24 protein-coding genes and 7 tRNA genes are annotated in these 25,380 nt (G+C 72.6%); 16 read left to right on the plus strand and 15 right to left on the minus strand.

Annotation, left to right across the window (positions count from 1 at the left end):
- Positions 1–223: 223 nt before the first annotated feature.
- The 3 genes from ACWGE1_RS21395 to pgsA are packed head-to-tail and all read right to left on the minus strand — an operon-like array spanning position 224 to position 2,960.
- Positions 224–1,396, minus strand: a complete 1,173-nt coding sequence (locus tag ACWGE1_RS21395; protein WP_453422072.1) for a glycosyltransferase family 4 protein — start codon at positions 1,394–1,396, stop codon at positions 224–226.
- Positions 1,396–2,298, minus strand: coding sequence for a phosphatidylinositol mannoside acyltransferase (locus ACWGE1_RS21400; protein ID WP_453422073.1), 903 nt, complete (start codon positions 2,296–2,298; stop codon positions 1,396–1,398). The genes ACWGE1_RS21395 and ACWGE1_RS21400 overlap by 1 nt, the downstream gene beginning before the upstream one ends.
- Positions 2,298–2,960 (minus strand): phosphatidylinositol phosphate synthase, encoded by a 663-nt coding sequence (pgsA, locus tag ACWGE1_RS21405; RefSeq protein WP_453422074.1) that lies wholly within the window; start codon positions 2,958–2,960, stop codon positions 2,298–2,300. Before pgsA ends, ACWGE1_RS21400 begins: the two co-directional genes overlap by 1 nt.
- Before the next feature lie 344 nt (positions 2,961–3,304).
- On the opposite strand from pgsA, the gene ACWGE1_RS21410 reads away from it, so the two are divergent.
- From ACWGE1_RS21410 to ACWGE1_RS21420, 3 genes are all read left to right on the plus strand, one after another.
- Complete coding sequence (locus ACWGE1_RS21410) at positions 3,305–5,509, plus strand: elongation factor G-like protein EF-G2 (protein WP_453422075.1); 2,205 nt, start codon at positions 3,305–3,307, stop codon at positions 5,507–5,509.
- 133 nt (positions 5,510–5,642) lie between these two features.
- Positions 5,643–7,310 (plus strand): hypothetical protein, encoded by a 1,668-nt coding sequence (locus ACWGE1_RS21415; RefSeq protein WP_453422076.1) that lies wholly within the window; start codon positions 5,643–5,645, stop codon positions 7,308–7,310.
- Positions 7,311–7,359: 49 nt separating this feature from the next.
- Positions 7,360–7,764 carry a DnaJ family domain-containing protein gene (locus ACWGE1_RS21420; protein WP_453422077.1) on the plus strand — a complete coding sequence of 135 codons (405 nt, stop codon included), beginning with the start codon at positions 7,360–7,362 and terminating at the stop codon, positions 7,762–7,764.
- Between the two features lie 19 nt (positions 7,765–7,783).
- Here ACWGE1_RS21420 and ACWGE1_RS21425 read toward each other — a convergent pair whose 3' ends face one another.
- Entirely contained in the window at positions 7,784–8,344 is a 561-nt protein-coding gene (locus ACWGE1_RS21425) for an HIT family protein (protein WP_453422078.1), read from the minus strand.
- A gap of 70 nt (positions 8,345–8,414) precedes the next feature.
- Positions 8,415–10,391 (minus strand): threonine--tRNA ligase, encoded by a 1,977-nt coding sequence (thrS, locus tag ACWGE1_RS21430; RefSeq protein WP_453422079.1) that lies wholly within the window; start codon positions 10,389–10,391, stop codon positions 8,415–8,417.
- A gap of 231 nt (positions 10,392–10,622) precedes the next feature.
- Between thrS and ACWGE1_RS21435 the strand changes: the two genes are divergently transcribed.
- The 3 genes from ACWGE1_RS21435 (at position 10,623) to ACWGE1_RS21445 (ending at position 12,357) form a co-directional block, all read left to right on the plus strand.
- On the plus strand, positions 10,623–11,135 hold the full coding sequence (locus ACWGE1_RS21435) for a GNAT family N-acetyltransferase (RefSeq protein WP_453422080.1): 513 nt from the start codon (positions 10,623–10,625) through the stop codon (positions 11,133–11,135).
- A 10-nt stretch (positions 11,136–11,145) separates the two neighbouring features.
- The gene (locus ACWGE1_RS21440; protein ID WP_453422081.1) at positions 11,146–11,652 is read left to right on the plus strand and encodes a DUF4232 domain-containing protein; all 507 of its coding nucleotides are present in this window, start codon (positions 11,146–11,148) and stop codon (positions 11,650–11,652) included.
- 72 nt (positions 11,653–11,724) lie between these two features.
- Positions 11,725–12,357: a GNAT family N-acetyltransferase gene (locus ACWGE1_RS21445; RefSeq protein WP_453422082.1), complete on the plus strand. Its 633-nt coding sequence runs from the start codon at positions 11,725–11,727 to the stop codon at positions 12,355–12,357.
- A gap of 87 nt (positions 12,358–12,444) precedes the next feature.
- On the opposite strand, the gene ACWGE1_RS21450 is transcribed toward ACWGE1_RS21445, so the two are convergent.
- Together ACWGE1_RS21450 and ACWGE1_RS21455 are read right to left on the minus strand one after the other, a co-directional pair.
- On the minus strand, positions 12,445–13,650 hold the full coding sequence (locus ACWGE1_RS21450) for a hypothetical protein (protein ID WP_453422083.1): 1,206 nt from the start codon (positions 13,648–13,650) through the stop codon (positions 12,445–12,447).
- Entirely contained in the window at positions 13,650–14,228 is a 579-nt protein-coding gene (locus ACWGE1_RS21455) for a DUF4365 domain-containing protein (RefSeq protein WP_453422084.1), read from the minus strand. The genes ACWGE1_RS21450 and ACWGE1_RS21455 overlap by 1 nt, the downstream gene beginning before the upstream one ends.
- 202 nt (positions 14,229–14,430) lie before the next feature.
- On the opposite strand from ACWGE1_RS21455, the gene ACWGE1_RS21460 reads away from it, so the two are divergent.
- A complete protein-coding gene (locus ACWGE1_RS21460; RefSeq protein WP_453422085.1) occupies positions 14,431–15,156 on the plus strand; it encodes an exonuclease domain-containing protein in 726 nt (241 codons plus the stop codon).
- A gap of 80 nt (positions 15,157–15,236) precedes the next feature.
- Here ACWGE1_RS21460 and ACWGE1_RS21465 read toward each other — a convergent pair.
- Positions 15,237–15,308 (minus strand) — tRNA-Val (locus ACWGE1_RS21465).
- Positions 15,309–15,459: 151 nt separating this feature from the next.
- On the opposite strand from ACWGE1_RS21465, the gene ACWGE1_RS21470 reads away from it, so the two are divergent.
- Positions 15,460–17,790 carry an SCO7613 C-terminal domain-containing membrane protein gene (locus ACWGE1_RS21470; RefSeq protein ID WP_453422086.1) on the plus strand — a complete coding sequence of 777 codons (2,331 nt, stop codon included), beginning with the start codon at positions 15,460–15,462 and terminating at the stop codon, positions 17,788–17,790.
- A 75-nt stretch (positions 17,791–17,865) separates the two neighbouring features.
- Here the strand turns inward: ACWGE1_RS21470 and ACWGE1_RS21475 are convergent.
- Positions 17,866–17,937, minus strand: a tRNA-Val gene (locus ACWGE1_RS21475).
- Between the two features lie 46 nt (positions 17,938–17,983).
- A complete protein-coding gene (locus ACWGE1_RS21480; RefSeq protein ID WP_453422087.1) occupies positions 17,984–18,451 on the minus strand; it encodes a TIGR02611 family protein in 468 nt (155 codons plus the stop codon).
- Between the two features lie 177 nt (positions 18,452–18,628).
- Between ACWGE1_RS21480 and ACWGE1_RS21485 the strand changes: the two genes are divergently transcribed.
- Complete coding sequence (locus ACWGE1_RS21485; RefSeq protein WP_030011909.1) at positions 18,629–19,042, plus strand: SsgA family sporulation/cell division regulator; 414 nt, start codon at positions 18,629–18,631, stop codon at positions 19,040–19,042.
- Positions 19,043–19,243: 201 nt separating this feature from the next.
- Complete coding sequence (locus ACWGE1_RS21490; protein WP_453422088.1) at positions 19,244–19,864, plus strand: CGNR zinc finger domain-containing protein; 621 nt, start codon at positions 19,244–19,246, stop codon at positions 19,862–19,864.
- A 201-nt stretch (positions 19,865–20,065) separates the two neighbouring features.
- Here the strand turns inward: ACWGE1_RS21490 and ACWGE1_RS21495 are convergent, their stop codons facing one another.
- Positions 20,066–20,527: a hypothetical protein gene (locus ACWGE1_RS21495; RefSeq protein WP_453422089.1), complete on the minus strand. Its 462-nt coding sequence runs from the start codon at positions 20,525–20,527 to the stop codon at positions 20,066–20,068.
- A gap of 182 nt (positions 20,528–20,709) precedes the next feature.
- Between ACWGE1_RS21495 and ACWGE1_RS21500 the strand changes: the two genes are divergently transcribed.
- Entirely contained in the window at positions 20,710–21,204 is a 495-nt protein-coding gene (locus tag ACWGE1_RS21500) for a DsbA family protein (RefSeq protein WP_453422090.1), read from the plus strand.
- Here ACWGE1_RS21500 and ACWGE1_RS21505 read toward each other — a convergent pair.
- The 3 genes from ACWGE1_RS21505 to ACWGE1_RS21515 form a co-directional block, all read right to left on the minus strand.
- The gene (locus tag ACWGE1_RS21505; RefSeq protein ID WP_453422091.1) at positions 21,201–22,025 is read right to left on the minus strand and encodes a GNAT family N-acetyltransferase; all 825 of its coding nucleotides are present in this window, start codon (positions 22,023–22,025) and stop codon (positions 21,201–21,203) included. The two genes, ACWGE1_RS21500 and ACWGE1_RS21505, sit on opposite strands and share 4 nt — an antisense overlap.
- A gap of 71 nt (positions 22,026–22,096) precedes the next feature.
- Positions 22,097–22,918, minus strand: coding sequence for an aminotransferase class IV (locus tag ACWGE1_RS21510; protein ID WP_453422092.1), 822 nt, complete (start codon positions 22,916–22,918; stop codon positions 22,097–22,099).
- Positions 22,915–24,003 carry a chorismate-binding protein gene (locus ACWGE1_RS21515; protein ID WP_453422093.1) on the minus strand — a complete coding sequence of 363 codons (1,089 nt, stop codon included), beginning with the start codon at positions 24,001–24,003 and terminating at the stop codon, positions 22,915–22,917. Before ACWGE1_RS21515 ends, ACWGE1_RS21510 begins: the two co-directional genes overlap by 4 nt.
- 180 nt (positions 24,004–24,183) lie before the next feature.
- Between ACWGE1_RS21515 and ACWGE1_RS21520 the strand changes: the two genes are divergently transcribed.
- From ACWGE1_RS21520 to ACWGE1_RS21540, 5 genes are all read left to right on the plus strand, one after another.
- Positions 24,184–24,256 (plus strand) — tRNA-Gly (locus ACWGE1_RS21520).
- A 39-nt stretch (positions 24,257–24,295) separates the two neighbouring features.
- Positions 24,296–24,369: transfer RNA gene (locus ACWGE1_RS21525), tRNA-Cys, on the plus strand.
- A 1-nt stretch (position 24,370) separates the two neighbouring features.
- Positions 24,371–24,442, plus strand: a tRNA-Val gene (locus tag ACWGE1_RS21530).
- A 19-nt stretch (positions 24,443–24,461) separates the two neighbouring features.
- A tRNA-Val gene (locus ACWGE1_RS21535) sits at positions 24,462–24,533 on the plus strand.
- A 42-nt stretch (positions 24,534–24,575) separates the two neighbouring features.
- Positions 24,576–24,647: transfer RNA gene (locus ACWGE1_RS21540), tRNA-Val, on the plus strand.
- A gap of 210 nt (positions 24,648–24,857) precedes the next feature.
- Here ACWGE1_RS21540 and ACWGE1_RS21545 read toward each other — a convergent pair.
- Complete coding sequence (locus tag ACWGE1_RS21545; protein WP_030723551.1) at positions 24,858–25,043, minus strand: hypothetical protein; 186 nt, start codon at positions 25,041–25,043, stop codon at positions 24,858–24,860.
- Positions 25,044–25,380: the final 337 nt, after the last annotated feature.

Genomic DNA, 25,380 nt, shown 5'->3' on the forward strand with positions numbered 1-25,380 from the left:
GTACAACCCCTGCTCTCTCGGGGCCTTCCCCCGGTTTTCCCAAACGGGGGCGTGGGGCGGGGGCGGGCGGCCGGGCCCCGCCCTCACCGACAACCCTGGGCCGTCTCTTTCGGATCTTGCCGGGGTGCGGCGTCCGGTGCGGTGCCGGGCGTCGCACGCCGGTGGACCTTGCCGGTCACCGCACCTGGGGTGGCTCGGACACCTCCCTGACGCCGCGGGCCCGTCAGGAGGGGGTGGCGTCCTTCGAGAAGCCGAGGCGGGTGCGGAGCGGGACGCGTTCGTCCGTGGCCACCGCGGCAGCGCCCGCCGTCACCGTTTCGTAGACGGCCAGGATGTCCGCCCCGACCGTGGACCAGTCGAAGCGCCGGACGTGCGCCGAGCCGCGGACGCTGAGCTCGGCCCGGCGGGCCGGGTCGCGGAGCAGGGCGACCGCCGCCGTGGCCAGCGCGTCGGCGTTCTCGTTCGTGAAGAGGTCGCCCGCCCCGCCCTGGTCCAGGACCTGTGCGAAGGCGTCCAGGTCCGACGCGAGGACCGCCGCGCCCGCCGACAGGGCCTCGACCAGGATGATGCCGAAGCTCTCGCCGCCGGTGTTCGGGGCGACGTACACGTCGACGCTGCGCAGCAGCCGTGCCTTGTCCTCGTCCGAGACCATGCCGAGGAATTCGACCCGCGCGCGGAGCTCCGCGGGCAGGGAGGCCACCGCCTCCTCCTCGTCGCCGCGGCCCGCGACGAGCAGCCGTACGTCCGGGCAGGCCTCCACGATCTTCGGGAAGGCCGCCATCAGCACCGGCAGACCCTTGCGCGGCTCGTCGATCCGGCCGATGAAGCCCAGGGTCTGCCCGGACCAGTCCGGGTTGGGCTCGGCCTTGGCGAAGAAGTCCACGTCGACGCCGTTGGGGATCACCACGGCGTCCCCGCCGAGGTGCTCCACCAGGGTGCGCCGCGCGTACTCGCTGACCGCGATCCGCGCGCTGATCTTCTCCAGCGCGGGCTGCAGGATCGGGTACGCGGCGATCATCGCCCGGGAGCGCGGGTTCGAGGTGTGGAAGGTGGCCACGATGGGGCCCTGCGCCGCCCAGCAGGACAGCAGTCCCAGCGAGGGCGAGGCCGGCTCGTGGATGTGGATCACGTCGAAGGTGCCGTCGTGCAGCCAGCGCCGGACCCGGGCCGCCGACAGGAAACCGAAGTTCAGCCGGGCCACGGACCCGTTGTACGGCACCGGCACCGCCCGCCCCGCGGAGACCACGTACGGCGGCAGCGGGGTGTCCTCGTCGGCCGGGGCCAGCACCGACACCTCGTGGCCCAGGCCGATCAGGTGCTCCGCCAGGTCCCGGATGTGGAACTGGACGCCGCCCGGCACGTCCCACGAGTACGGGCACACGATGCCGATCTTCACTACGGGCGCTCCTCCAGGTCGTCCAGCCACAGCCGCTGCAGCATGTGCCAGTCCTCCGGGTGCTCCGCGATGCCCCATGCGAAGGTGTCCGCCATCGCCTGCGTCATGACGGTGGTCTTCTCGGTCCGGGTGCCGGTCCGCGGCACCTCCACCTCGGGGTGGATCCGGCCGTACATCTTCGGCGTGTCGCCGTAGTGCAGGGTGGCCGGGAGCAGGACGGCTCCGGTCTGCTGGGCCAGCAGCGCCGGCCCGGCCGGCATGCGCGTGGTGGAGCCGAAGAAGTCCACCTCGACCCCGGAGGCCGACAGGTCCCGGTCCGCGACCAGGCAGACCAGGCCGCCGGAGCGCAGCCGGCGGGCGAGGGTGCCGAAGGCGGCGCCGCCGCTGTGCGGCAGGACCTCCATGCCCAGGCTCTCCCGGTAGGCCACGAAGCGGTCGTAGAGGGTCTCGGGCTTGAGCCGCTCGGCGACGGTGGTGAACGGCGCCCCCATGTGGCCGATGGCCCAGGCCCCGGCGAGGTCCCAGTTGGCGAGGTGCGGCAGGGCCACGATCACGCCGCGCCCGGAGTCGAGGGCCTCGCGCAGCAGGTGCTCGTCCTTGAACTCGACGTCCGTGCTGAACCGCTTCGGATCCATGGTCGGCAGCCGGAAGGACTCCATCCAGTACCGCATGTACGAACGCATGCCCGCCTGCGACAGCTCGCGCAGCCGCTCCGGACCGGCGTCGGGCACCACCCTCGCCAGATTCGACTCCAGCCGCAGCACGCTCTTGCCGCGCCGCTTCCACGCGTAGTCGGCGATCCTCCGGCCCAGGGCCAGGGCGGCCGGCTCGGGCAGCTTCTTGACCCCGGCCCAGCCGAGCCCGTACAGCCCGTCGACCAGCTTGTCCTGTATGGCACCCATCAGGCCGCGCCGCCTTCGGCGGCGGCCGCGGCGTCGGCCTCGGCCGACTCACGGCGCACGGTGACCACCCGCTGGATCAGGGTGACGAGCGAGCCCACCGCCACGATCCACAGTGCGACCGGCAGCAGCACCCCGATCCAGGACGGCACCCCGAAGGTCTGCAGCCCGGACAGACCGGCCGCGACCAGCGAGATCACCAGTCGCTCGGCCCGCTCGATGAGCCCGTTGACGGCCACCGGCAGCCCGATCGACTCGCCGCGCGCCTTCGTGTACGAGACCACCTGGCCGCTGGCCAGGCAGAAGATCGCCACGGCGCAGAGCGCGTTGTCGTTCCCGGAGCCCGCGTACCAGAGCGCGAGGCCGCCGAAGATCGCCGCGTCCGCCACCCGGTCGAGGGTGGAGTCGAGGAAGGCTCCCCACCGGCTGGAGATCCCGGCCTGGCGGGCCATGTTCCCGTCCACCAGGTCGGAGAAGACGAAGAGGGTGATGGTGATCGTGCCCCAGAAGAACTCTCCGCGGGGGAAGAAGAACAGCGCTCCGAACACCACTCCGGCCGTGCCGATCAGGGTGACCGCGTCCGGGCTCACCCCCCGCCGGAGCAGAAAAGCGGCGAATGGCGTGAGAACACGCGTGAAGAATGCACGCGCGTACTTGTTCAGCATGGCCTTCCCGGAGGGTCGCTGGGCCGCACGGCCACCACGGCCACCGGCTGGCCCATCGTAGCCAGCACGCCACCGCGCGAGCGCCGCGCACCCACCGGTTCGTGCCACGTAAGACGTACTTCACGTCGTCGACCGCCTCCGGTCGGCCCCCTGTGCGTCCCCTGTACGTCCGTGGTACGCCGCCGGGCCGTCCGCGGTACGACGTATGGACGGGATGTGACACCAGTGCAAAGCTCGAAGAATCCCGCATTCCTCATCCGGGGAAGCCGCCGGGAACCGATCCGGACACCGAGCAAGGCACCACCCCACCCTCCTCACCGTCACCACCGGGAGGCACGAGCACCATGGGAGCCACATCACACCAAGCCGGAGCCGCCGGCAGGGCACTGACGGCCGACCGCCCCTCTTCCATCCGGAATGTCGTGCTGGTCGGCCACAGCGGATCCGGCAAGACCACCCTGGTCGAAGCCCTCGCACTGACCGCAGGAGCGGTCAACCGGGCCGGTCGGGTCGAGGACGGCGCGACCGTCTCCGACTACGACGAGATCGAGCACCGCCGACAGCGCTCCGTCCAGCTGTCCCTCGTCCCCGTCGAATGGGGCGGAATCAAGATCAACATCCTGGACACCCCCGGATACGCCGACTTCGTCGGGGAACTCAGGGCCGGTCTGCGCGCCGCGGACGCGGCCCTTTTCGTCGTCTCGGCCTCGGACGGGATCGACGGCGCCACCCGCATGGTCTGGGACGAGTGCGAGGCCGTCGGCATGCCCCGCGCCATCGTCGTGACCCACCTGGAGGCCGCCCGCTCCGACTACACGCAGATGACCGCCGTGTGCGGCGAGATCTTCGGCGCCGACGACCCCGACGCGGTCATCCCCCTCTACCTCCCCCTGCACGGCCCGGTCGGCCCCGACGGGCACGCCCCCGTCACCGGCCTGCTCGGCCTGCTCTCCCGGCGCGTCTACGAGTACGCCTCGGGCGAGCGCGTGGAGCGCGACCCGGATCCCGCCGAGCTCTCCCTCATCACCGACGCCCGCGCCCGGCTCATCGAGGGGATCATCGCCGAGAGCGAGGACGAGAGCCTCATGGACCGCTACCTGGGCGGCGAGGAGATCGACATCAAGACCCTCGTCGACGACCTGGAGCGGGCCGTGGCGCGCGGCACCTTCCACCCCGTCCTGATGGCCGCCCCCGCGGCCGACGGCGCCCGCCAGGGCCTGGGCACCGTGGAACTCCTCGAACTGGTCACCGGCGGCTTCCCCACCCCCCTGGAGCGCGCCGCCGTCGCCGTCACCCGCCCCGACGGCTCCGCCCGCCCCGACGTCACCTGTGATCCCGGCGGCTCCCTCGTCGCCGAGGTCGTCAAGACCTCCTCCGACCCCTACGTCGGCCGCGTCTCCCTCGTCCGCGTCTTCTCCGGCACCCTCAAGGCCGACGACACCGTCCACGTCAGCGGGCACGGCCTCGCCGACCGCGGGCACGAGGACCACGACGTCGACGAGCGGGTCGGCACCCTCTCCTCCCCCTTCGGCAAACAGCAGCGCGTCCTCACCCGGTGCATCGCCGGCGACCTCGCCTGCGTGGCCAAACTGACCCGCGCGGAGACCGGCGACACCCTCTCCGCCAAGGACGACCCGCTCCTCATGGAGCCCTGGAGCATGCCCGACCCCCTGCTCCCCCTCGCCATCGAGGCCCACAGCAAGGCCGACGAGGACAAGCTCTCCCAGGGCCTGGCCCGGCTCGTCGCCGAGGACCCGACCATGCGGCTGGAGCAGAACCCGCACACCCACCAGGTCGTCCTGTGGTGCCTCGGCGAGGCCCACCAGGACGTCGCGCTGGAGCGCCTGCGCACCCGCTACGGCGTCCAGGTCGACCCCGTCCCGCACAAGGTGAGCCTGCGCGAGACCTTCGGCGCCAGGGCCGCCGGGCGCGGCCGCCACGTCAAACAGTCCGGCGGTCACGGCCAGTTCGCGATCTGCGAGATCGAGGTGGAACCGCTCCCGCCCGGCAGCGGCATCGAGTTCGTCGACAAGGTGGTCGGGGGCGCCGTGCCCCGCCAGTTCATCCCGTCCGTGGAGAAGGGGGTACGGACGCAGGCCGCCCGCGGGGTCGCCGCCGGCTACCCGCTGGTCGACGTGCGCATCACCCTCCTCGACGGCAAGGCGCACTCGGTGGACTCCTCCGACGCCGCCTTCCAGACGGCCGGCGCCCTCGCGCTGCGCGAGGCCGCCGCCGAGGCCCGGATCGAGCTGCTCGAACCGGTCGCCGAGCTCGCCGTCCTCATCCCCGACGAGTACGTGGGCCCGGTCATGAGCGACCTCGCGGGCCGCCGCGGCCGCGTCGTGGGCACCGACCAGGCCGGTCCGGGTCGCACCCGGGTCCGCGCCGAGATCCCCGAGATCGAGATCGGCCGCTACGCCGTCGAGCTGCGCTCCGTCTCGCACGGCACCGGACGATTCGCCCGGGCCTATGCCCGCCACGAACCGATGCCGCCGCAGATCGCGGAAAAGGTGCGCGAACAGACCGGGAAGGGAAGTCAGTTGAGATAGCACCGGGATCGGCCGCCCACCCAACCAGCTTGCGGTGGGCGGCATTTCCCTGTCCCATGACCATGGGGCGAGATCCGCCGATAGGCTCGTCGGCGCACCAAAAGAGCACGAACGCACAGCGATGGGGGCAGCGGTGGCGGACGACGGATTCGATTTCAGGCCCGGAGCGCAGGTCCCGCTGCAGGGGGGCGGCGGCCAGACGGCGGCGACCAACGCCCTCGCCTCGGCCGCGTACCGCGACGGCGGCAAGGACAGCAAGCTGGACAAGATACTCACCGCCAACAGCGAGAACCACCCCGCGACCGTCAAGCCCCCGAAGCTCTCCCTCTTCGAGCCCAGCCTCGGCGAGGCCTTCTGCCGCGCCGTCGAGGCCCGCACCCTGGGCCCGGGCCGCAAGCCGCTCATCCAGTCCTTCGGCGCCGATCCGCAGACCGTCGTGGAGCACTGCCTGGCCGCCTCGCACATCCGCAAGGAGCGCGACCGCAGGCTCCGGCTGATCATGCTGGTCTGCGGTGTGCTGTTCCTGCCCGGTCTGCTGCTGTGGCTGGGCCTCTTCCAGCTCCGCAAGACCCTTGCCGCCAGCACGGGCAGGCACAGCTCCTGGCTGGGCACCGCGGTCCTGGTCGGCGTCGGTGTCGTGGCGGCCGTCCTGATGTTCCGGCTGCCGCTGACCGGCTTCCTCGGGCTCTACGCCCGCGGCATGATCATCGCCCCGGTCCTGGGCTGGCTGCTCGCCCGCCGGACCTGCGAGGCCACCGCCCGGGACCTGCGCGCCCGCTGGGACGGACTGCTGTCCGGCGGCGGGGTCGGCGCCAAGATCCCGGAGGCCGTGCCCGGCAACCCCGACGAGAAGGCGCGCGAGGACCTTCGCCACCAGCTCGCCAAGCTCACCGCCGAGGACCGCAGCAACCAGGTCTTCTACGCCGGCCCCAAGGGCATCCTCGGCATGGGCACCCGGTGGGGCAGCTGGCAGATGGCCGAGGAGCTGGCCCCCAGGAGCGAGGGCATGGAGATCCACCCGTTCCGCAGCTGGGACGTCGTGCGCGCGATCGACGCCCAGCTGCGCAAGCTGGAGCGGGGCCCCCTGCACACCGGCGGCTTCCCGCCCGCCGCGATCCAGCACTGGATCGTCACCCCGATCGGCGAGGGCGCCGCTGAAGTGGCCCGCCCCACCGGGGAGAACGTCGACGCCTTCCTCATCAAGCCGCACGAGATCACCCGGATCTGCAACGAGCAGCAGTTCAGCGCCGGCAACCGGCACTACCTGGGCATCCAGTACCCGCTCTGGGACGGCCAGCTGGTCATCAACATGCTGGTCACGGTCACCGTGCTCTACAAGACCCTGCGCGTGGACGTCACCGCCCACGCCCTGGGCCCCGTACACGGCCTGTTCACGTCGAAGTCCGCGGCCCCGGTGGTGGAGGTACCCAAGAGCATCCGCTTCTGGGAGACCGTGGAGCGCCCGCTGCCCCTGGTGGACACCCAGGAGGTGGTCCGCCTGGCCGTGCGGGCCCCGCTGACCTGGTACCCGCCGATCCTGGACTTCTTCGGCGGCAAGCTGGTCCTCCCCGAGCCCTTCGGCCTGCGCCACGTCTGGGCGAGCTCGATGTGGCGCCACCGGTTCATGGCGGACGACGCACTGCGCACGGTGGCCCCGGTCCTGAGGTCGATCCACGCGGCGACCTTCAAGGTGCTCGAGGAGAACGGCGTCGACACCGACCGCTTCACCAACCGCTCGTCGATCATGAGCGGCCTGATCCAGGAGCCCGCCCCGCGCAAGGCCGACGTCTACGACGCGTAGGTAGGCTGGAGGCGCGGAAGGATCCCTGCGATCGGGAGGAGCGGCGGCCGTGACCGAGCGCAAACCGCCTGGCGTCAGTTTCGAGTCCTTCGTGGACCGGCAGATCCGACAGGCCACCGAGCGCGGCGACTTCGAGGACCTGCCCGGCTACGGCAAGCCGCTGGCCTCGCTCGACGCGCCCTACGACGAGCTGTGGTGGATCAAGGGCAAACTGCACCGCGAGGGCTTCGCCGTCCTGCCTCCGGCGCTCGCGCTGCGCAAGGAGGCCGAGGATGCGCGGGAGGCCGCCCTGGCGGCCCGCTCCGAGCGCCAGGTGCGGGACATCCTCACGGCGGTCAACGAGAAGATCCGCGCGGCCCTGCGCCGTCCCCCGCCGGGGCCGCCGCTGGGCCGCCTGACCGAATTCGACGTGGAAGCCGTGCTGGCGACGTGGCGCGCGGCGCGCACGGACTGACCGGGCGCCTACGGACCGGTCAGTCGACGGGCCAGGCGTCGGCGAGCATCTGACGGGTGTCCGCCAGGAGTTGGGGCAGCACCTTGGTGTGGCCCACGACCGGCATGAAGTTCGTGTCCCCGCCCCAGCGCGGCACGATGTGCTGGTGCAGGTGCGCGGCGATGCCGGCGCCGGCGGCCGCGCCCTGGTTCATGCCGATGTTGAATCCGTGCGCCCCCGAGGCCTTGCGCAGCGCGACCATCGCCCGCTTGGTGAGGTCGGCGAGCTCGGCCGTCTCCGGCGCGTCGAGCTCCGTGTAGTCGGCGACGTGCCGGTACGGGACGACCATCAGGTGGCCACCGTTGTACGGGTAGAGGTTCAGCACGGCGTACACGTGCCTGCCCCGGGCGACGACCAGGCCGTCCTGGTCGGACATGTCCGGAATCCCGCAGAAGGGACAGCCGTCCCCGGCCTCCGGGCCGGTCGGCTTGTTCTCCCCCTGGATGTACGCCATCCGGTGGGGCGTCCACAGTCGCTGGAACGCGTCCTGCGTGCCCACACCGATCTGCTGCTCCGGCTGAGTCGTCATGGCGGCAAGCATATGACCTTGGCTTCGGGTACGAGAAAGGCCCCCGGAAAGTGATCACTTCCGGGGGCCTTCCAGGGCCGGATCAGACCTGGACGCGGTCCGCGACGACCTTGGCCAGCTTGGCCAGCGCCTCGTCCTTGGCGATGCCGTTCTCCTGCGAACCGTCGCGGTAGCGGAAGGAGACGGTGCCCGCGGCCATGTCCTCGTCACCGACGATGATCATGAACGGCACCTTGAGCTTCTGGTGGTTGCGGATCTTCTTCTGCATGCGGTCGGAGGAGGCGTCCACCTCGACCCGCAGACCCTGCTTCTTCGCCGCCGCGGCGAATTCCTGCAGGTACTCGACGTGCCCGTCGCCGATCGGGATGCCGACCGCCTGGACCGGGGCCAGCCACGGCGGCATGGCGCCCGCGTAGTGCTCCAGCAGCACGGCGAAGAACCGCTCGATCGAGCCGAACAGCGCGCGGTGGATCATGACCGGACGCTGGCGCGAGCCGTCGGGCGCGGTGTACTCCAGGTTGAAGCGCTCCGGCAGGTTGAAGTCCAGCTGCACGGTCGACATCTGCCAGGTACGGCCGATGGCGTCGCGCGCCTGCACGGAGATCTTCGGACCGTAGAAGGCCGCGCCGCCCGGGTCGGGGGTCAGCGGGAGGCCCTGCTTCTCGGCGACCTGCTGGAGGACGGCGGTCGCCTCCTCCCATGCCTCGTCCGAGCCGACGAACTTCTCCGGGTCCTTGGTGGACAGCTCCAGGTAGAAGTCGGTCAGACCGTAGTCGCGCAGCAGGTTCAGCACGAAGGTGAGCGTGCGGTCGAGCTCCTCCGCCATCTGCTCACGGGTGCAGTAGATGTGCGCGTCGTCCTGGGTGAAGCCCCGGGCGCGGGTCAGTCCGTGCACGACGCCCGACTTCTCGTACCGGTACACGGTGCCGAACTCGAACAGGCGCAGCGGCAGTTCGCGGTAGGAGCGGCCGCGCGCGTCGAAGATCAGGTTGTGCATCGGGCAGTTCATGGGCTTGAGGTAGTAGTCGGTACCACCGTCGAGCTGCATGGGGGGGTACATGCCCTCCGCGTACCAGTCCAGGTGGCCGCTCTTCTCGAAGAGGGCGCCCTTGGTGGCGTGCGGGGAGTAGACGAACTCGTAGCCCTCCTCCTCGTGCCGGCGGCGCGAGTAGTCCTCCATGGTCCGGCGGATGATGCCGCCGCGGGGGTGGAAGACGGCGAGGCCGGAGCCGATCTCGTCCGGGACGGAGAAGAGGTCCAGCTCGCTGCCGAGCTTGCGGTGGTCGCGCTTCTCGGCCTCGGCGAGGAAGTCGAGGTGGGCCTTCAGCTCGTCCTTCGACGGCCACGCGGTGCCGTAGATGCGCTGGAGCATCGGGTTCTTCTCGCTGCCGCGCCAGTAGGCGGCGGCGTTGCGCATGAGCTTGAACGCGGGGATGTTCCGGGTGGTGGGCAGGTGGGGACCGCGGCAGAGGTCCTTCCAGCACAGCTCGCCGGTCTTCGCGTCGAGGTTGTCGTAGATGGTCAGCTCGCCGCCGCCCACCTCGACGTTCGCGCCGTCGTCGGTGGACGCCGCGCCCTTGATGCCGATGAGCTCCAGCTTGTACGGCTCGTCGGCGAGCTCCTCGCGGGCCGCCTCGTCGGTGACGACGCGGCGGGAGAAGCGCTGGCCGCGCTTCTGGATCTCCTGCATCTTCTTCTCGACGGCCTTCAGGTCCTCCGGAGTGAAGGGACGGGCCACGTCGAAGTCGTAGTAGAAGCCGTCGCGGACCGGCGGGCCGATACCGAGCTTGGCCTCGGGGAAGAGCTCCTGCACGGCCTGGGCCATGACGTGCGCGGTCGAGTGGCGCAGGATGCCCAGGCCGTCCTCGGAGGAGATCTCCACGGGCTCGACGGTCTCGCCGTCCTTCACCTCGTACGCGAGGTCCTTGAGCTCGCCCGCGATGCGCGCGGCGACGATGGTGCGCTCGCCGGCGAAGAGCTCCGCCGCCGTAGTGCCCGTGGCCACCACGCGCTCGTCCCGCTCGGAATCGCGTTGGATGATCACACGGACGTCTGACACCGGTCTCTCCTGACTCAGGGGATGCGCGGGCGAATGCCGCGCGCCTGAATCGTACCGAGCGGAGTGGCTGCGCCGCTAAACGGTTACCGCCCGGGTCCCACCCCGGCCCCCGCTCGCGGCGTACGCCGCCCGCAGGAGCAGACGGCCGGTGGGGCTGGGACGCTCCGGTGTGCCCCCACCCCACCCGAAACTCCGGGACCGTCCGCGCGAGCCACGGGTAGCGTGGCCCGCATGCCGCAGATACGTCCGCTGGACCTGACCGACGACGCCACCGCGGCGGCCGTGCACCGGATCGGGCGGGCCGCCTACGGGGTGGAGGCGGAGCTGATCGGCTTCGACGGCATCCCGGCGCTGGGCGAGAGCCTCGCCGAGATGAGGGTCCGGCCCCTGAACTGGATCGGCGCGTTCTCGGGGGACGGCTCGCTCGACGGCTTCCTCGCCTGGGAGGAGGAGGCCGACGGCGGCGTATGCGTCGACCGGCTGTGCGTGGATCCGGGGCGGTTCCGGCAGGGTGTCGCCTCACGGTTGCTGCGCCACGCCTTGACCGAGCTGTTCCCGGGCCGCCCGGTCGAGGTCACCACGGGCGCGGCGAACGCCCCCGCGGTGACCTTGTACGAACGCCTGGGCTTCACCCGCGGCCCCGACTTCTCCCCCGTCCCGGGGCTGACCATGGCCTCCTTCGGCCGGGCCGCCGGAGGCACCTCGTGGGACGGTGGAAGGGAATCTTCCGACCGGACCGCGTGAGGAGACACCCATGAGAGCCGGCGGGAGGGCGGCAGTCCTGACGGCCGCGACGGTGGTGCTGGCGGGCGGCCTGCCGGCCGGCCCGGCCTCGGCCTCCACGGCGGCGCCGACAACCGCGTGCACCGGAGACCGGCTCTCGGCGGCCGGCGCGGAGCGGACCGATTCCACACGCGTCCGGTTCACGGTGGTCAATGAGGGCCCGGTGTGCGAGCTGCGGGGCTTCCCGACGGTGGCCCTCGCGGGCCAGGGCTCCCCGAACCGGAACGCGCCGCTGCGTGTCGTCCCCCGGGGCGAGGCCCGACCTGTGCTGCTGCCCGAGGGCGGGACCGCTTCTGCCGTCCTGACCTTCACCCCGGTCCTCGGCGAGGCGGACGGCTACTGCGCCTCCGGCGCCGATCCGACTGTCGCCCCCTCTTTGGTGGTGGGCATCGCGGGCACGGGCTTCCAGGTGGCCCCCTCCGACGGCGGACAGTTCGCCCTGTGCGGCGACAGCGTCCGCGCCACCGCCTTCCGCTGACTCCGCGCGACACCTCCTCCCTTGTGTAACATCCGAATTCGGACTGCAGTCATTACTTGGAGGGGTGTCCGGATGTGGGAGCTCGCACGCTCGTGGGTCTACGGCTGGACCGCCTCGCGGCGGGCACCGCAGCCGGTGGACGTGCCGTGGGGGCTGAGCATCCAGGTCGGGCTGCCCACCCAGACGGTCCGTCACGTCCTGCTCGACGCCGATGTCGAGACCGCCCGCGGGCTCGTCGGCACGATCACCGAACCGGCCACCTGGATCAAGGGCTTTCTGGAACCGGACGTCATGGCGCCGTGGTTCCCGCCCGAGTGGGAGCCGACCGATCCCGGCTTCCTGATGGCCGTCGACCTGCGTCCGTCCGCCGTGCGCGCGCCTGACGGCTATTCGGTCACCACCGAGACCGCCGGCGATCTCATCAGCGTGCGCGTGCTGGCCGCCGACGGGGAGCTCGCCGCGCGCGGCCAGATCGGCCTGTCGGGCGGCGCCTGCGTCTTCGACCAGATCGTCACCGAGGAGGCCCACCGGCGCCTCGGCCTCGGGACGGTCGTGATGGGCGCGCTCACCCACGCGGCCGTCGGCAGCGGCGCGGCCACCGGCGTCCTGGGCGCGACCGTCCAGGGCCGGGCGCTCTACGAAACGCTCGACTGGAAGGTCCTCGCACCGCTGACCGGCTTCATCCACAAGCCCGCCGCCCCCTGAACCGCAGCGCCGGTGCCGATGGACGGCACCGGACGGCGCGAGCTCTCACCGGTCGCCCGGGCGGCGGGCAGACGACTCCGGGCCCGCCTAGTCGTCCGCCGGGAGGACCTCCTCGGGGTCGAAGGCCGCGTCCAGGGACTTCATCAGCCGGTCCCGCTCGACCTCGTCCATCGGTACCGGCGCCACGTCCGCCGCGTCGGAGAGTCGCCGGAAGCCGCCCCGCCGTTGCAGCCGCCCGGTGACCCGGACCGGCAGACCCACCAGGTGGGCGTGGCCCGCGATGCGGTACGCCTCCTCGTCGAGCGCCACCCGGACGTACGGGACCTCCGCCCCGGCCAGCACCCGCAGCCGGACGGTCCCCCCGCCCCCGGCGGCCTTGCGCCGCATCCGCACCACGGCTCCCGCGAGCCGGACCGGTACGGCAGGTTCCGCGCGGGTGTAGCGGGCGGCGGCCTCCCGCAGCACGGGCAGGTCGCCCGGGGAGAACTCGACCGGCTCGGGGCGGGCCGCGCAGCCCGCCGGGACCCCCGCGGCGGGCGCCCAGGCCAGCGCGATCCTGGCCCCCTCCGATCCCCGGACCAGGGCGACGATCGCCTCGGCGAGCTCCCGGCTGACCCCGGCCGCCACCGCCGCGTCGAAGGCCTCCATGCCACCGGTGGCCCGCTGGTAGTCCACCGCCTCGCGGGCCGCGTGCAGGGCGTGGTGCAGCCGGGTCACGGGCCCCCGGCCGCCGTCCACGGGAACGTACGCGGTCAGCCGGCGCCCGCCCGGGGACGGCCCGACCAGGACCCCGTCCAGCGTGCGCTCGGCCTGCGCCTGGTGCCGGGCCCCGTAGTACCCGGCCCGGGCCCGGTCGGCTAGGGCCCCCGCGAGCAGGAGCCGGCGGGCGGCCGAGCGCAGCTGTTCCTGCACCGGCCAGGCGGCCTCGCCCCGGAAGCCGTGGGGCCCCTCCGGGATCTCCCGCTCCCAGCGGATCTCGTCGCTGGGCACGCTCAGCCCGAGGAGGACCTCGTGCGCCGAGGGCAGTCCGCCGTGCGCGAGGGCGGTGAGCGCCTCCTCCAACAGGTCCGCGCAGTCGGGGAAGGTGCGGCTCTCCGGGACGAGCAGGCTGGTGCCCGTCCGCCCTGGCGGGGTCCAGCGCCCGTACCGCCCGGCGGCGCCGCCGCGCCGCAGCCAGCCGTGCCGGTGCAGCAGCGCGCCCAGCACCTGCGGGTCGACCTGCGCGGGATCGGGAGCGCCCGGGGTGTACGGCGGGGACGGGAGCGGTTCGAGGTGCGGTGGGTGCAGGTTCATCAGGGTGTCCCTCCCGACCCGACGCGGGTCATGATCTCGCACAGCGCACGGTCGTCGAAGATCCGCGTGGTGGGGATCCGTACGGTGGTGCGGCGCCGGCCGGTCACGGGGTGCCCGGCGAGATTGGTCCAGTAGCAGCAGTGCCTCAGGTCGAGCCGGTCGTGTCCGGCGGCGAGCCACTGGTCGCGCTCCCTCGGTACGAGCATCACGACGAGGATCTTGTGAACGGCGACGGGCGTCCGGGCCAGCTTCACCAGGTGCTCGTTGTCGAGGGTGAAGCCGAAGGTGGCCCCGGCCGGCCGCGGCGGTATCTGGTAGGTCGCCTTGAGCTGCACCTTGATGGTGACCTCGTCGTCGACGACGTGCTCGGGCGCCCCGTGCGAGACGTGCCAGTCGATGCCGTTGTCGGGGAAGGGCTGGGAGAGCGAGCAACCGGCGGCGGCCGCTACGGCGTGCAGGTATCCCACCTGGAGGGTCTCCATGCAGGCGGTGGTGGCGAGCGTGCCGCGCAGGGCTCCGGGCCGCGGCCCCGTCCCCTGCTGCAGCACCCCGCTCGGTTCGGGCTGTGTGAGCGCCATGGCCGGCTCCCCATGCCTTGCGGGCTCTGCCGCGAGCGGTGCTGGGTGACGACCGGTCATGCGTACGGCCCCCCAAGGAGGTTGTCTCCGTACCCGACTGCCCGCAAACGGCGTACGGGGCAAACAGCCCGGGTATCACCGATGCGGCGGGGGTGGTGTGTTCAGGAAGCTCCATCCGCCGCTCGGGGACGAGGAGTTCGCCATGACACGCTGGTACGAGGGCCCGCTGGCCTCATTCGACACGGAGACCACCGGGGTGGACGTCGAGCAGGACCGGATCGTGTCCGCCGCGCTCGTCGTCCAGGAGTGTGCGGGCGGCCGGGTCCGCACCACGCGCTGGCTCGTCAATCCCGGCATTCCGGTGCCCCCGGGCGCCACGGAAGTGCACGGGCTGACCGATGAGCACCTGCAGCGTCACGGCCGCTGGCCGGCGCCGGTGGTGGAGGAGATAGCCCGGGCGCTCGGGGAGCAGCAGGTGGCGGGCCGCCCGGTGGTGGTGATGAACGCGCCGTTCGACCTGACGCTGCTGGACCGGGAGTTGCGCCGGCACCGGGCGTCCTCGCTCTCGCGGTACCTGGACAACCGGCCGCTGACGGTGCTGGATCCGCGGGTGCTGGACAAGCACCTGGACCGGTACCGCAAGGGCCGCCGGACGCTGACGGACCTGTGCGCGCACTACGGGATCGAGCTGGAGGGCGCGCACGACGCGGCGGCGGACGCCACGGCCTCGCTGGAGCTCGTACGGGCGGTGGGACGGCGGTTCGCGGCCCGGCTGGAGCGGCTGACACCGGCCGAGCTGCACACGCTGCAGGCGGTGTGGCACGCGGCACAGGCGCGGGGTCTGCAGGCGTGGTTCGCGCGCCAGGGGACGCCGGAGCCGGTGGATCCGCACTGGCCGCTGCGTCCGGACCTCTCGACGGCGGCGTAGGCCGGGGCCCGGACGGCCCGGGAGCGGTGCCCCGAACATGCGGAAGGCCGGTCCGTCTGTGACGGACCGGCCTGTCCCGGTGGGCGATACTGGGATCGAACCAGTGACCCCTTCGGTGTGAACGAAGTGCTCTCCCGCTGAGCTAATCGCCCGGGAACGGACTGAACAATACAGAAGGCTCGGGGCTGGTTCAAACCGCTTCCCCCGCAGCGGCCCGCCGGGCGCACCTCATGTACCTACTCAGGACACATCTGAGTACGCACGCCCATGTCCTGACTGCGTGACCGGGGCCACACTCCGGATATGAACACCCCACTGCCGCCCGCCGAAGAGCTGGCGCTCATCGATCGCGAGCTGGCTCAACTCGATGCCCGGCGACTGTATTTGCTGGGCCGCCGGGACTGGCTGCTGCGCCTGCTGCAGCAGGCCGGTCCCGGGCCCGCCCCGGTCCGCTGGGGGCCGGCCGCGCCCGCAGGGCCGGCCAAGGAGACCTCGGCCCCGAGCGCGCAGAACGTGCTGCTCACCCTGGGCGCGGTGCTGCTGGCCGTCGCCGCGCTCGCGTTCACGCTGGTCAGCTGGGGGTCCATGGGGATCGCCGGGCGCTCGGCGGTGCTCGCCGCGGTGACGGCGGCGGCGCTGGGCGCGCCCGTCCTGCTGCTGCGCCGCGGGCTGCGGTCGACGGCGGAGTCGGTCGCCGCGGTCGCACTGCTGCTGACGGTGCTGGACGCGTACGCGGTGTACGCGGTCGGCCTGTCGGACGTCGACGGCACCGGGTACGCGGCGGGGGCGGCCGCGGTGCTCGCGGCGGTGTGGGCCGCGTACGGCTCGGGCCTGCGCAAGCTGCGGATCCCGCTGCCGGCCGCGGTGCTGGCGGCCCAGTTCCCGCTGCCGCTGGCGGCGCTCGCCGCACAGCCGGGGCCGCTGGAGCTCGGCTGGGCGCTGCTGGTGACGGCCGCGCTGGACGCGGTGCTCGCGCTGCGGGCCCGGGCGGCGGCGGTCCCGGCGGCCGTACTGGCCTCGGTGGCGCTGCTGCTCGGGGCGGCCCAGTCGTGGTCGGCGGCTTCGGCGGCGCAGGCCCTGGCTCCGGCGGCGCTGCTGCTGGCGGGCTCGGCCCTGGGTGCGGCGGCGGCCCGGCGCGAGCCGCGCGCCTGGGTCGCCGCACTGGTGGGCGCTCTGGCAGCGGTGGTGGCCTTGGGCGGCGTGGCCCGGCCGGAGCTCGAACCGGGCTGGGCGGTGGTGGCGCACCTGCTGGTGGGGCTGCCCCTGCTGGCGGCGGTACGGGTTCCCGCGCTCCCGGCGGGGGTGCGGCGCGGGTCGGCGTGGGCCGGGGCCGCGGTGGGCGCCCTCGGCGCGCTTGCGGCCGGCGCGGCGGTGGTGCCGACACTGACGGCCCGGCTCCGGGTGCTGGAGGAGGTCTGGGCGGTGACCACCCCGGCCCGGGATCCGTACGGGCCGGGCGCGGCGGTCCCGGTCGCGCTGCTGATGACGGCGGGGGCGGCCTGGTGGCTGTCGCGGGTGCTGTCCCGGCCGGAGCCGCTGGTGGTGGCGGTGGTGCTCGCCTGGGCGGGGCTGTTCACGGCCCCGGTGCTGCTCGGGTTCCCGGTGGCGGCGGTCTTCGCCGCGCAGCTCGCGGTGACGGGCGCGGCGGGGGCCCTCGCCCTGCGCTCCCCGGTGCGCGGGGCCCGGATCGCGGCCGCCGTGTGCGCGCCGGCCGGCGCCGCGAACGTGTCCCTGGGCGCGCTGGACGGCCGGACGGCGACCTTCGTGGTGTGGGGGCTGCTGGGCGCCGGCTGCGTGGCGGGAGCGGCGTACGGGGCGGCTCCGCGGCCGGTCCGCTCCGGGGCGGCCGTGTGCGCCGTCGGGTACGCCACGGGCCTGCTGGTGGCGGTGGGCGCGGTGAGCGACCTGGCGGTGGTCTGGTGGGCGCTCCCGGTGCTCGCGGTCCCGGCGCTGGTGGCGGCGCTCGGGCCGCGGCTGGGCGGGGTCCGGCTGCCCGCCGAGATCGCGGCGGCCGTGGCGGGCGGGCTGGCGGTGGCACTGTCGGCCGGGCGCTCCGGCACGCTGGCGCTGGTGCTGGCCCTGGCCGGGGTGATCTGCGCGGGCGCCGCGGTGCGGCCCGACCGGCGGGTGCTGGGCTGGGCGGCGGGGGCGCTGTTCGCGGCGGCGACCTGGGTCCGGCTGGCCGAGGCCGGGGTGACCGCCCCGGAGGCGTACACGCTGCCGGTGACGGTGCCGGCCCTCGTGGTGGGTCTGCTGCGGCGCCGCCGGGACCCGCAGGCCTCGTCCTGGACGGCGTACGGCCCGGGCCTGGCGGCGACCCTGCTGCCGAGCCTGCTGGCGGCCTGGGGGGATCCGGGCTGGCTGCGTCCGCTGCTGCTGGGGGCGGCCGCGCTGGTGGTGACCCTGGCGGGCGCCCGGCGGCGGCTGCAGGCCCCGCTCCTGCTGGGTGGCGCCGTGCTGGCGGCGGTGGCGGTGCACGAGCTGGCCCCGTACGTGGTGCAGGTCGCGGGGGCGCTCCCGCGCTGGGTGCCGCCGGCCCTGGCGGGCCTGCTGCTGCTGGCGGTGGGGGCGACGTACGAGCGGCGGCTGCGCGACGCCCGCCGGCTGCGGGCCGCGATCGGGCGGCTGCGGTAGGCCGGAGCCCCGCTGCGGCGGGGCGTGAACGCCAGAGGCCCGGAGACGGTGAAGTCTCCGGGCCTCTGGTCCGGGTGGGCGATACTGGGTTCGAACCAGTGACCCCTTCGGTGTGAACGAAGTGCTCTCCCACTGAGCTAATCGCCCGGACGCACCGCAAACATTACCGCATGTCAGCGGTGCTCCTTGACCATCACTGGTCCTTGAGGTTCCAGGGCAGGACGAGCCCGTACTTCCACAGGTAGAAGCCGATCAGGGCGCCCGCGATGACGAGGCCGACGCTGGTCAGGATGATGTTGCGGCGGCGGACCTTCGGGTCGAGCGCCTTCTGTGCGGCCTCGGTGACTTTCCGCTTCGTCCAGCGCAGCACGAGGTGGGCCCAGGCGAACTCGGTGGCCCAGATCGCCAGGCCCGCGAAGATCGCGACCCAGCCGGGACCGGGCAGCACGAGCATGGCGACACCGGCGCCGATGACCGCGAGGCCGACGATGAAGACGCCGACCTGCCAGCTCAGGTGCAGGCTCCTGTTCGACTTGATGAAGGCCGGGGCCTTCGATACGTGCGGCGCCTCCGCGGGCTCCGCGGCGGCTGCCGCGGTGGATTCCGTGGTGGTTTCGTCAGCGGCGGACTCATGGGCTCCGCGGTCACTCCCCGTATTCATGGAGTCGAATCTACCGGAGCTCGATGCACACGTGAATGCAGGTTTGGATCCGCCGTCCGAGGGACCCAGAGGTCCGCAAAACGGTCAGAGGGGTTTACAACGGCACCGTAGGTGGCATGTCGATTTCGCCGACGTGCGAATCCCCGAGCGCACACTGAGCGAAAGGCCCTGGCGCTTATGAACACCACGGTCAGCTGCGAGCTGCACCTGCGCCTCGTTGTGTCGAGCGAGTCCTCACTGCCTGTTCCCGCGGGCCTGCGGTATGACACGGCCGACCCCTACGCCGTGCACGCCACCTTCCACACCGGCGCCGAGGAGACGGTCGAATGGGTATTCGCCCGCGACCTCCTCGCGGAGGGCCTCCACCGGCCCACCGGTACCGGCGACGTCCGCGTCTGGCCGTCCCGCAGCCACGGTCAGGGCGTCGTCTGCATCGCCCTGAGCTCACCGGAGGGAGAAGCACTGCTCGAAGCACCCGCCCGAGCACTCGAGTCGTTCCTCAAGCGGACGGACGCCGCGGTCCCACCCGGGACCGAGCACCGGCACTTCGATCTCGACAAGGAGCTCTCCCACATCCTGGCCGAAAGCTGAGCCAGGCCTACAGCCGCTCGACACCGTCCGACTCGGGGCGACGGTGCGGGTCGGCCGACAACCACATACGCAGTGCCGGCGCTGTTCTTGCGGAAGCCACCCGCGAGAACGGCGCCGGTGTGCTTCGGCGGGACCCGCTATTGTCGGGCGGCAGCGGCGGCGCCTCCCGTCGCCGCAGGCCCGGCCCCTGAGGGAGACCCCGTGCAGATCCCCCACGACACCCGTCGCGCGCTCGACGTCGTCGTCGCGCTGGTGAACACCGCGGCCGAGGCGGACCAGCCCGACGGGCTCTCGGACATCGGCGCGCTGCGCGGATTCGTCCAGGAATACGCGATCAGCGACGTCGGCGAGCTCAGCGCCCGCGACCTGGCCGGCGTCCGCACCGTGCGCGGCAAGTTCGCCCAGGTCTTCGCCGCCCCGAACCCGCGTGCGGCTTCCATACTGATCAACGAGCTCGTGGCCACGGCCGGCACCACGCCGCAGCTGACCGACCACGACGGCTACGACTGGCACGTGCACTACTTCGCACCCGGCGCGTCGGTGGGCGACCACCTGGCGGCCGACGGAGGCATGGCGCTGGCCTTCATCGTGGTCTCCGGCGAGCACGAACGGCTGCGCCGCTGCGAGGCCCCGGACTGCCGACGGGCCTTCGTGGACCTGTCCCGCAACCGCTCCCGGCGCTACTGCGACAGCCGGACCTGCGGGAACCGGCTGCACGTGGCGGCATACCGGGCCCGGCGCAAGGAGGCCGACGCGGAGGCGTCAGAGCAGGTAGAGGTCGTGCACGGCGGCGAGCAGCAGCAGGATGCCGATCACCGCTAGGAAGATCATCAGGGGTGGTTGGGAGAGCGCGAAGAGACAGCCTCGCGGCTCCTCCACTACAGGGGCGGGTACCGGCGGCTCACCGTGCGATGTCTCGAACATGTCGGGCCGATGATGGCGCAGCGCACCCCTCACCGCCCCTCAACACGCCAACATCCGCTCGGGAGTTCGCCCGATCTTGTGGACGAGGCCCGGGCCGGGTCAGATGCCGTGCTTCTTGAGGATGGCCTCGATGTCGGAGAAGTCGTCCGCGGGAGCGGCGGCCGGCGGGTTCCGGCGGTCGGCCGGCTGCGGCGAACCGGCTCCGGCGCCCAGGGACGGCGCGGACGCGGCCGGGGCGACGGCATCGGCGGCCGGGCCGCCCTTGATCTTCTTCCCCGGCCTGCCGGGCTGTCCGGAGGCGGCGAGGGCTCGCCGCTCGATGGCACGGGTGGTCATGAAGAGCAGCCAGGACACGCCCAGCAGCCCGAAGCCGGCCCAGACGGCCGGATTGAAGACCATCCCGGACACCCACTCCACGAACCCCGTCATCACCAGGCCGACCGGCACCAGTGCGTACGCGGTGATCCGCGCGGCGGCCAGGAAGCGCTTGCGGTAGGCGGTCACCGCGGCGATGCCCAGGCCCGCCACTGACACCGCGGAGCAAATGGTCTCGGCAAGCATGCGGTCCTCCCGACTCTCGGCGGCTCGGCGATCCGTCCCTGTCCATCCTGCACCGGCCGCCGCCGCAGCGGCCAGGTCCGCAGCCTCCCCCGTCCGGATCTCCGGGTTATCTCCGGGTCCCGCCTCCTCCCTGGGTCCCGGTGCCTGTCGGTGGGACGGGCGGGGACTGGGAGACTGTCCGTATGACCGATTCCGTGATCCTCGACGTCTGGTGCGAACTGCAGTGCCCGGACTGCCACCGCGCCCTGGACGACGTACGCGCCCTGCGGGCCCGCTACGGCGACCGGCTGGACATCCGGCTGCGCCACTTCCCCCTCGAGAAGCACAAGCACGCCTTCGCCGCGGCGCAGGCCGCCGAGGAGGCCGTCGAGCAGGGCCTGGGCTGGCCCTACGCGGAGGCCGTGCTGGCGCGCACCGCGGAGCTGGCCGAGCGCGGCGAGCCGGTGCTGCTGGACGTGGCGCGTGAACTGGGTCTCGACGTCGAGGAGTTCGACACCGCCCTGATCGACGGGAGGCACATCCTGATCGTCGACGCCGACCAGGCCGAGGGCAAGGCGATCGGCGTGACCGGCACCCCGACGTACGTGATCGACGAACAGCGGCTGGACGGCGGCAAGAGCCAGGACGGTCTGCGCGCCCGCATCGAGGAGATCGCCGACCGCCTGCTGGCGGCCTAGATCAGGTCCTTGGCGTAGTTGAAGAAGGTGGGGCGGTAGCCGAGGGACAGGTACAGCCGCAGGGCCGGGGTGTTGTCGGTGAAGACCTGGAGCGCCAGCAGGCGGTGCCCCTCGGCGAGGGCCGCGCGTTCGGCGAGCAGCATCAGGTGGCGGCCGTGCCCGCGGCCCCGGTGTTCGGCGCGGACCTCGATGTCGTAGATGTACGAGCCCTGCCCGCGCGGCGCGAGCCACACGTGGCCGACGGGCTCCCCGGCCGCCTCCAGGACGACGAAGGTCGCCCCCGGGGTCGCCAGGCCCCGGGGCAGCTGGCTCTCGTGGTCGGCCACCGACTTGGCGCGGGCGGCCTCGGCGGACATGCCGCGGCTGCTCCAGTTCTCGGCGTAGGCCTCGACGGCCCGGCCGTACCAGCCCTCGTACTCGGCGTCCGTCATGGCCCGGCCGAGCACCCCCTCGGGCAGGTCGGGCGCCGCGGCCGGCAGGTCCTTGGCCATGTTCCGGCTGTATTCGGCGTAGCCGAGGGCCTCGGCCATGCGCAGGCCGCCCTCCGAGCCGCCGGGGACCGAGATGCGGACCCGGCGGCAGCCCCAGCCGCGCAGCACTTCCTCGGCGGCGAGCGCGGCCACCGTGGCCCTCCCCCGCCGCCGGTCGCCCACCTCGACGTCCAGGTCGCGGATCTCCCCGACCGTCGGCCCGAAGGGCGTGTCCGAGGCGATCACCAGGGCGCCGACCCGCCTGCTGTTGACCCGGATCTCGTAGGCGCGCGAGCGTGCGCCGTCCGCCGTGTGCTGGAGCGGCCCGGACGGCCGCAGGGTGGTGGTCATCCCTTGAGTTCTACCCGTCCCGCGGCCGCCGCGACAGCCCTCCTCCGGCGGAAGCCTTCGGGCCCGCCGTCCTACGGGTCGAGGTCCGCGCCCGCCTTCACCTCGAAGATCCGCATCACCTCGGCCGTGACCGGTCCCGGGGCGGTCCCCAGCTCGCGGTCGTCGATCCGCAGCACCGCCTGGGCGTCGCGCAGGGAGGAGGTCACGAAGATCTCCTCGGCCCGCTCCAGCGCCTCGAAGGGCAGGTCGGTCTCCTTGGCGCCGGCCCATTCGACGACGAGGGCCCGGGTGATGCCGGCCAGGCAGCCCGAGGCCAGCGGCGGAGTGTGCAGTTCCCCGTCGAGCACGACGAAGACGTTGGAGCCGGTGCCCTCGCAGAGCCGGCCGAGGGTGTTGGCGAGGAGCGCCTCGGAGGCCCCTGCCCGGTGCGCGGCGGCGAGGGCGACCACGTTCTCGGCGTAGGAGGTGGTCTTCAGCCCGGCCACGGCCGAGCGCTCGTTGCGGACCCAGGGGACCGTGACGACGGCGGTGGTGTCCGGGCGGCGGGGGGACTCGGCGACGGCGGCGATCAGGGTGGTGCCGGAGTCGCCGCGGTCGGAGCCGAGCGGGGAGACTCCGCCCGTGTAGGTGACGCGCAGCCGCCCCTGCTCCACCGGGTTGGCCTCCAGCACGGCGGCGCAGGCGCGACGGACCTCGTCGAGGTCGGGGTCGGGCAGGCCGAGGCCGCGGGCCGAGCGGGTGAGCCGTTCCAGGTGGCGGGTGAGCGCGAAGGCCCGGCCGCGCTCCGTCTTCAGCGTCTCGAAGACGCCGTCGCCCACCGTCAGGCCGTGGTCGAGGACGGACACTTTCGCCTCGTCCACCTCGGTCAGGGCTCCGTCGAGCCAGATTCTCATGGTGCGGTCCTTCCGATCGTGTCGTTCGTCCCCTGGATACCGCTGCCGCTCACCTCGTGGCCCGTGGCCACCCGCAGCAGGCGGGCGGCCTTCAGTTCGGTCTCCGCCCACTCGCGGTCGGGGTCGGAGCCCCAGGTGATGCCCGCGCCGGTGCCGAAGAGCAGGGCGGGGCCGCCGGGGGCCTCGCGGTCGATCCAGAAGGTACGGATGCCGACGGCGAGCTCGGCCGTGCCCCGGTCCGCGTCGACCCAGCCGATGCCGCCGCAGTAGGGGCCGCGCGGAGCGGTCTCCAGGTCCTTGATGATCCGCAGTGCGGAGGACTTGGGTGCGCCCGTGACGGAACCGGGCGGGAAGGTGGCGGAAAGCAGCTCGGGCCAGCCGGCGCCGTCGGCGAGCTCGCCGCTGACGACGGAGACGAGGTGGACCAGGCCCGGGTGCTCCTCGACGGCGCACAGCTCGGGGACGGCGACGGAGCCCGTCGCGCAGACCCGGCCGAGGTCGTTGCGCACGAGGTCCACGATCATCACGTTCTCGGCGTGGTCCTTGGGGAGCAGGTCCTCCACGGTGCGGCCGGTGCCCTTGATGGGGCCGGACTCGATGTGACGGCCGGCCCGGCGCAGGTACAGCTCGGGGGAGGCGGTCGCGATCTCGACGCCGTGCGCGGCCAGCCGAATCGTTCCTGCAAAGGGTGCGGGGTTGCCCCGTGCGAGGAGTGCGGTGAGGGCGTCCACGTCCGCACGGTCCGGGTCGGGCAGCGGCGCGGACATCACGCGGCAGAGGTTGGCCTGATACACCTCACCGGCGGCGATGTGCTCACGGATGCGCCGTACGCCGGCCACGTACGCGGCACGGTCCAGCGAGGAGGTCCACCGGTCGGCGTCGGGTCCGCGCCAGGCTCCGGGGACGGGCGCGGGTACGGGCTCGCGGCGTACGTCGCCGAAGCGCGCGCAGACGAGCCGCCCTTCGAAGTCGGCGGACACGGCCCAGAAGCCGGTGGAGTCGAGAGCGGCGGGATCGTTGGTGACGTCCCGGAGATCGGTCGCGAGGAGGCCGCCGAAGCGGGCCATGGGGGGCAGGTCGTGCACGGCTGCGAGTCTATGACCGGTGACGACGCGGCGCCGGTGGGGTGACGGCCGGGTGACCTGTGGTGATCGAGCGGCAGCACGCTGCGGAAACGCGTTTTTGAGCTGGCCCGGGAATCCGCTAGAGTTCAACACGTCGCCAGGGAGCGAAGGGGGAAAACCCCGGAGCGAACACGGTGACCTGCGGACGTAGCTCAGTTGGTAGAGCACCACCTTGCCAAGGTGGATGTCGCGAGTTCGAGTCTCGTCGTCCGCTCGAAGTGGGGGATCTTCCCGAGAACCCCTGCAGCTCCATGGTGGAGTGGCCGAGAGGCGAGGCAACGGCCTGCAAAGCCGTCTACACGGGTTCAAATCCCGTCTCCACCTCCAAGGACGATTAGCTCAGCGGGAGAGCGCTTCCCTGACACGGAAGAGGTCACTGGTTCAATCCCAGTATCGTCCACTGATCCGCAAGGATCCCCGCGCGATTAGCTCAGCGGGAGAGCGCTTCCCTGACACGGAAGAGGTCACTGGTTCAATCCCAGTATCGCGCACGCATCACCTGCATGACCTGCGGCTTTCGAGCTGCGGAGCCCGCGCGATTAGCTCAGCGGGAGAGCGCTTCCCTGACACGGAAGAGGTCACTGGTTCAATCCCAGTATCGCGCACCGCCAGAAAGCCCCGGCCGTTCCCACGGTCGGGGCTTTCGCGTTCCCCCGAAACGACCGGAGTGCATGAAAAAGGGTGCTGCCCGTCCGACTCCCCAGTCGTACGGGCAGCACCCTTCACCTGCCGTCCGTCCGTCGCTCCCCCGTCCCCACGGGGTTCGACGGGCAGATGTCCCGGTCCGGGCCGCTCTCCCGGACCCGGGGCGCCGCTCAGCGCCCCAGCATCACACCCACGGACGACGCCTGTGCCGCCAGCTGATCGAATCCTCCGAAGAGGAAGAGCAGCAGGGCGGCCAGGGGGAGCACCATGGCCGCGGCCACCAGCGGGTGGCGGGTGCCGGACTCGTGGCCGTTGAACGCGAATGCCTTGCGTCCCTGCCGCGCGATGTCCGCCATGGCCCTCTCCCTGTCGTTTGGCAGCGGCGGGCTCGTGACCTCGGGGGACGAGTGCGCCACCCGCCGCTTGTCTTCAACACTAGGCGGGCGGGCGGCCCCTGGCCTCATGCCCTCGTACCCATTGCCGGGCCTCCAGGAGGATGACGGGGCCTGCGCCGCGTACTCCCCTGGGTGGAGACCGCTCCGCCGCTGTCGGGGTCTTCCCGGAGGGGATGACCGGAGGGTAGTGACTTCGCTCACTTCCGTCACTCCCCGTGGCCGCGTGTCCGCCCACCGGCCTCCGACAAGATCGACTCGGCCGAAGGCGCCGTACGGATGCACCGCGGCGGGTCCGGAC

The organism is Streptomyces sp. NPDC054932, assembly GCF_053610205.1.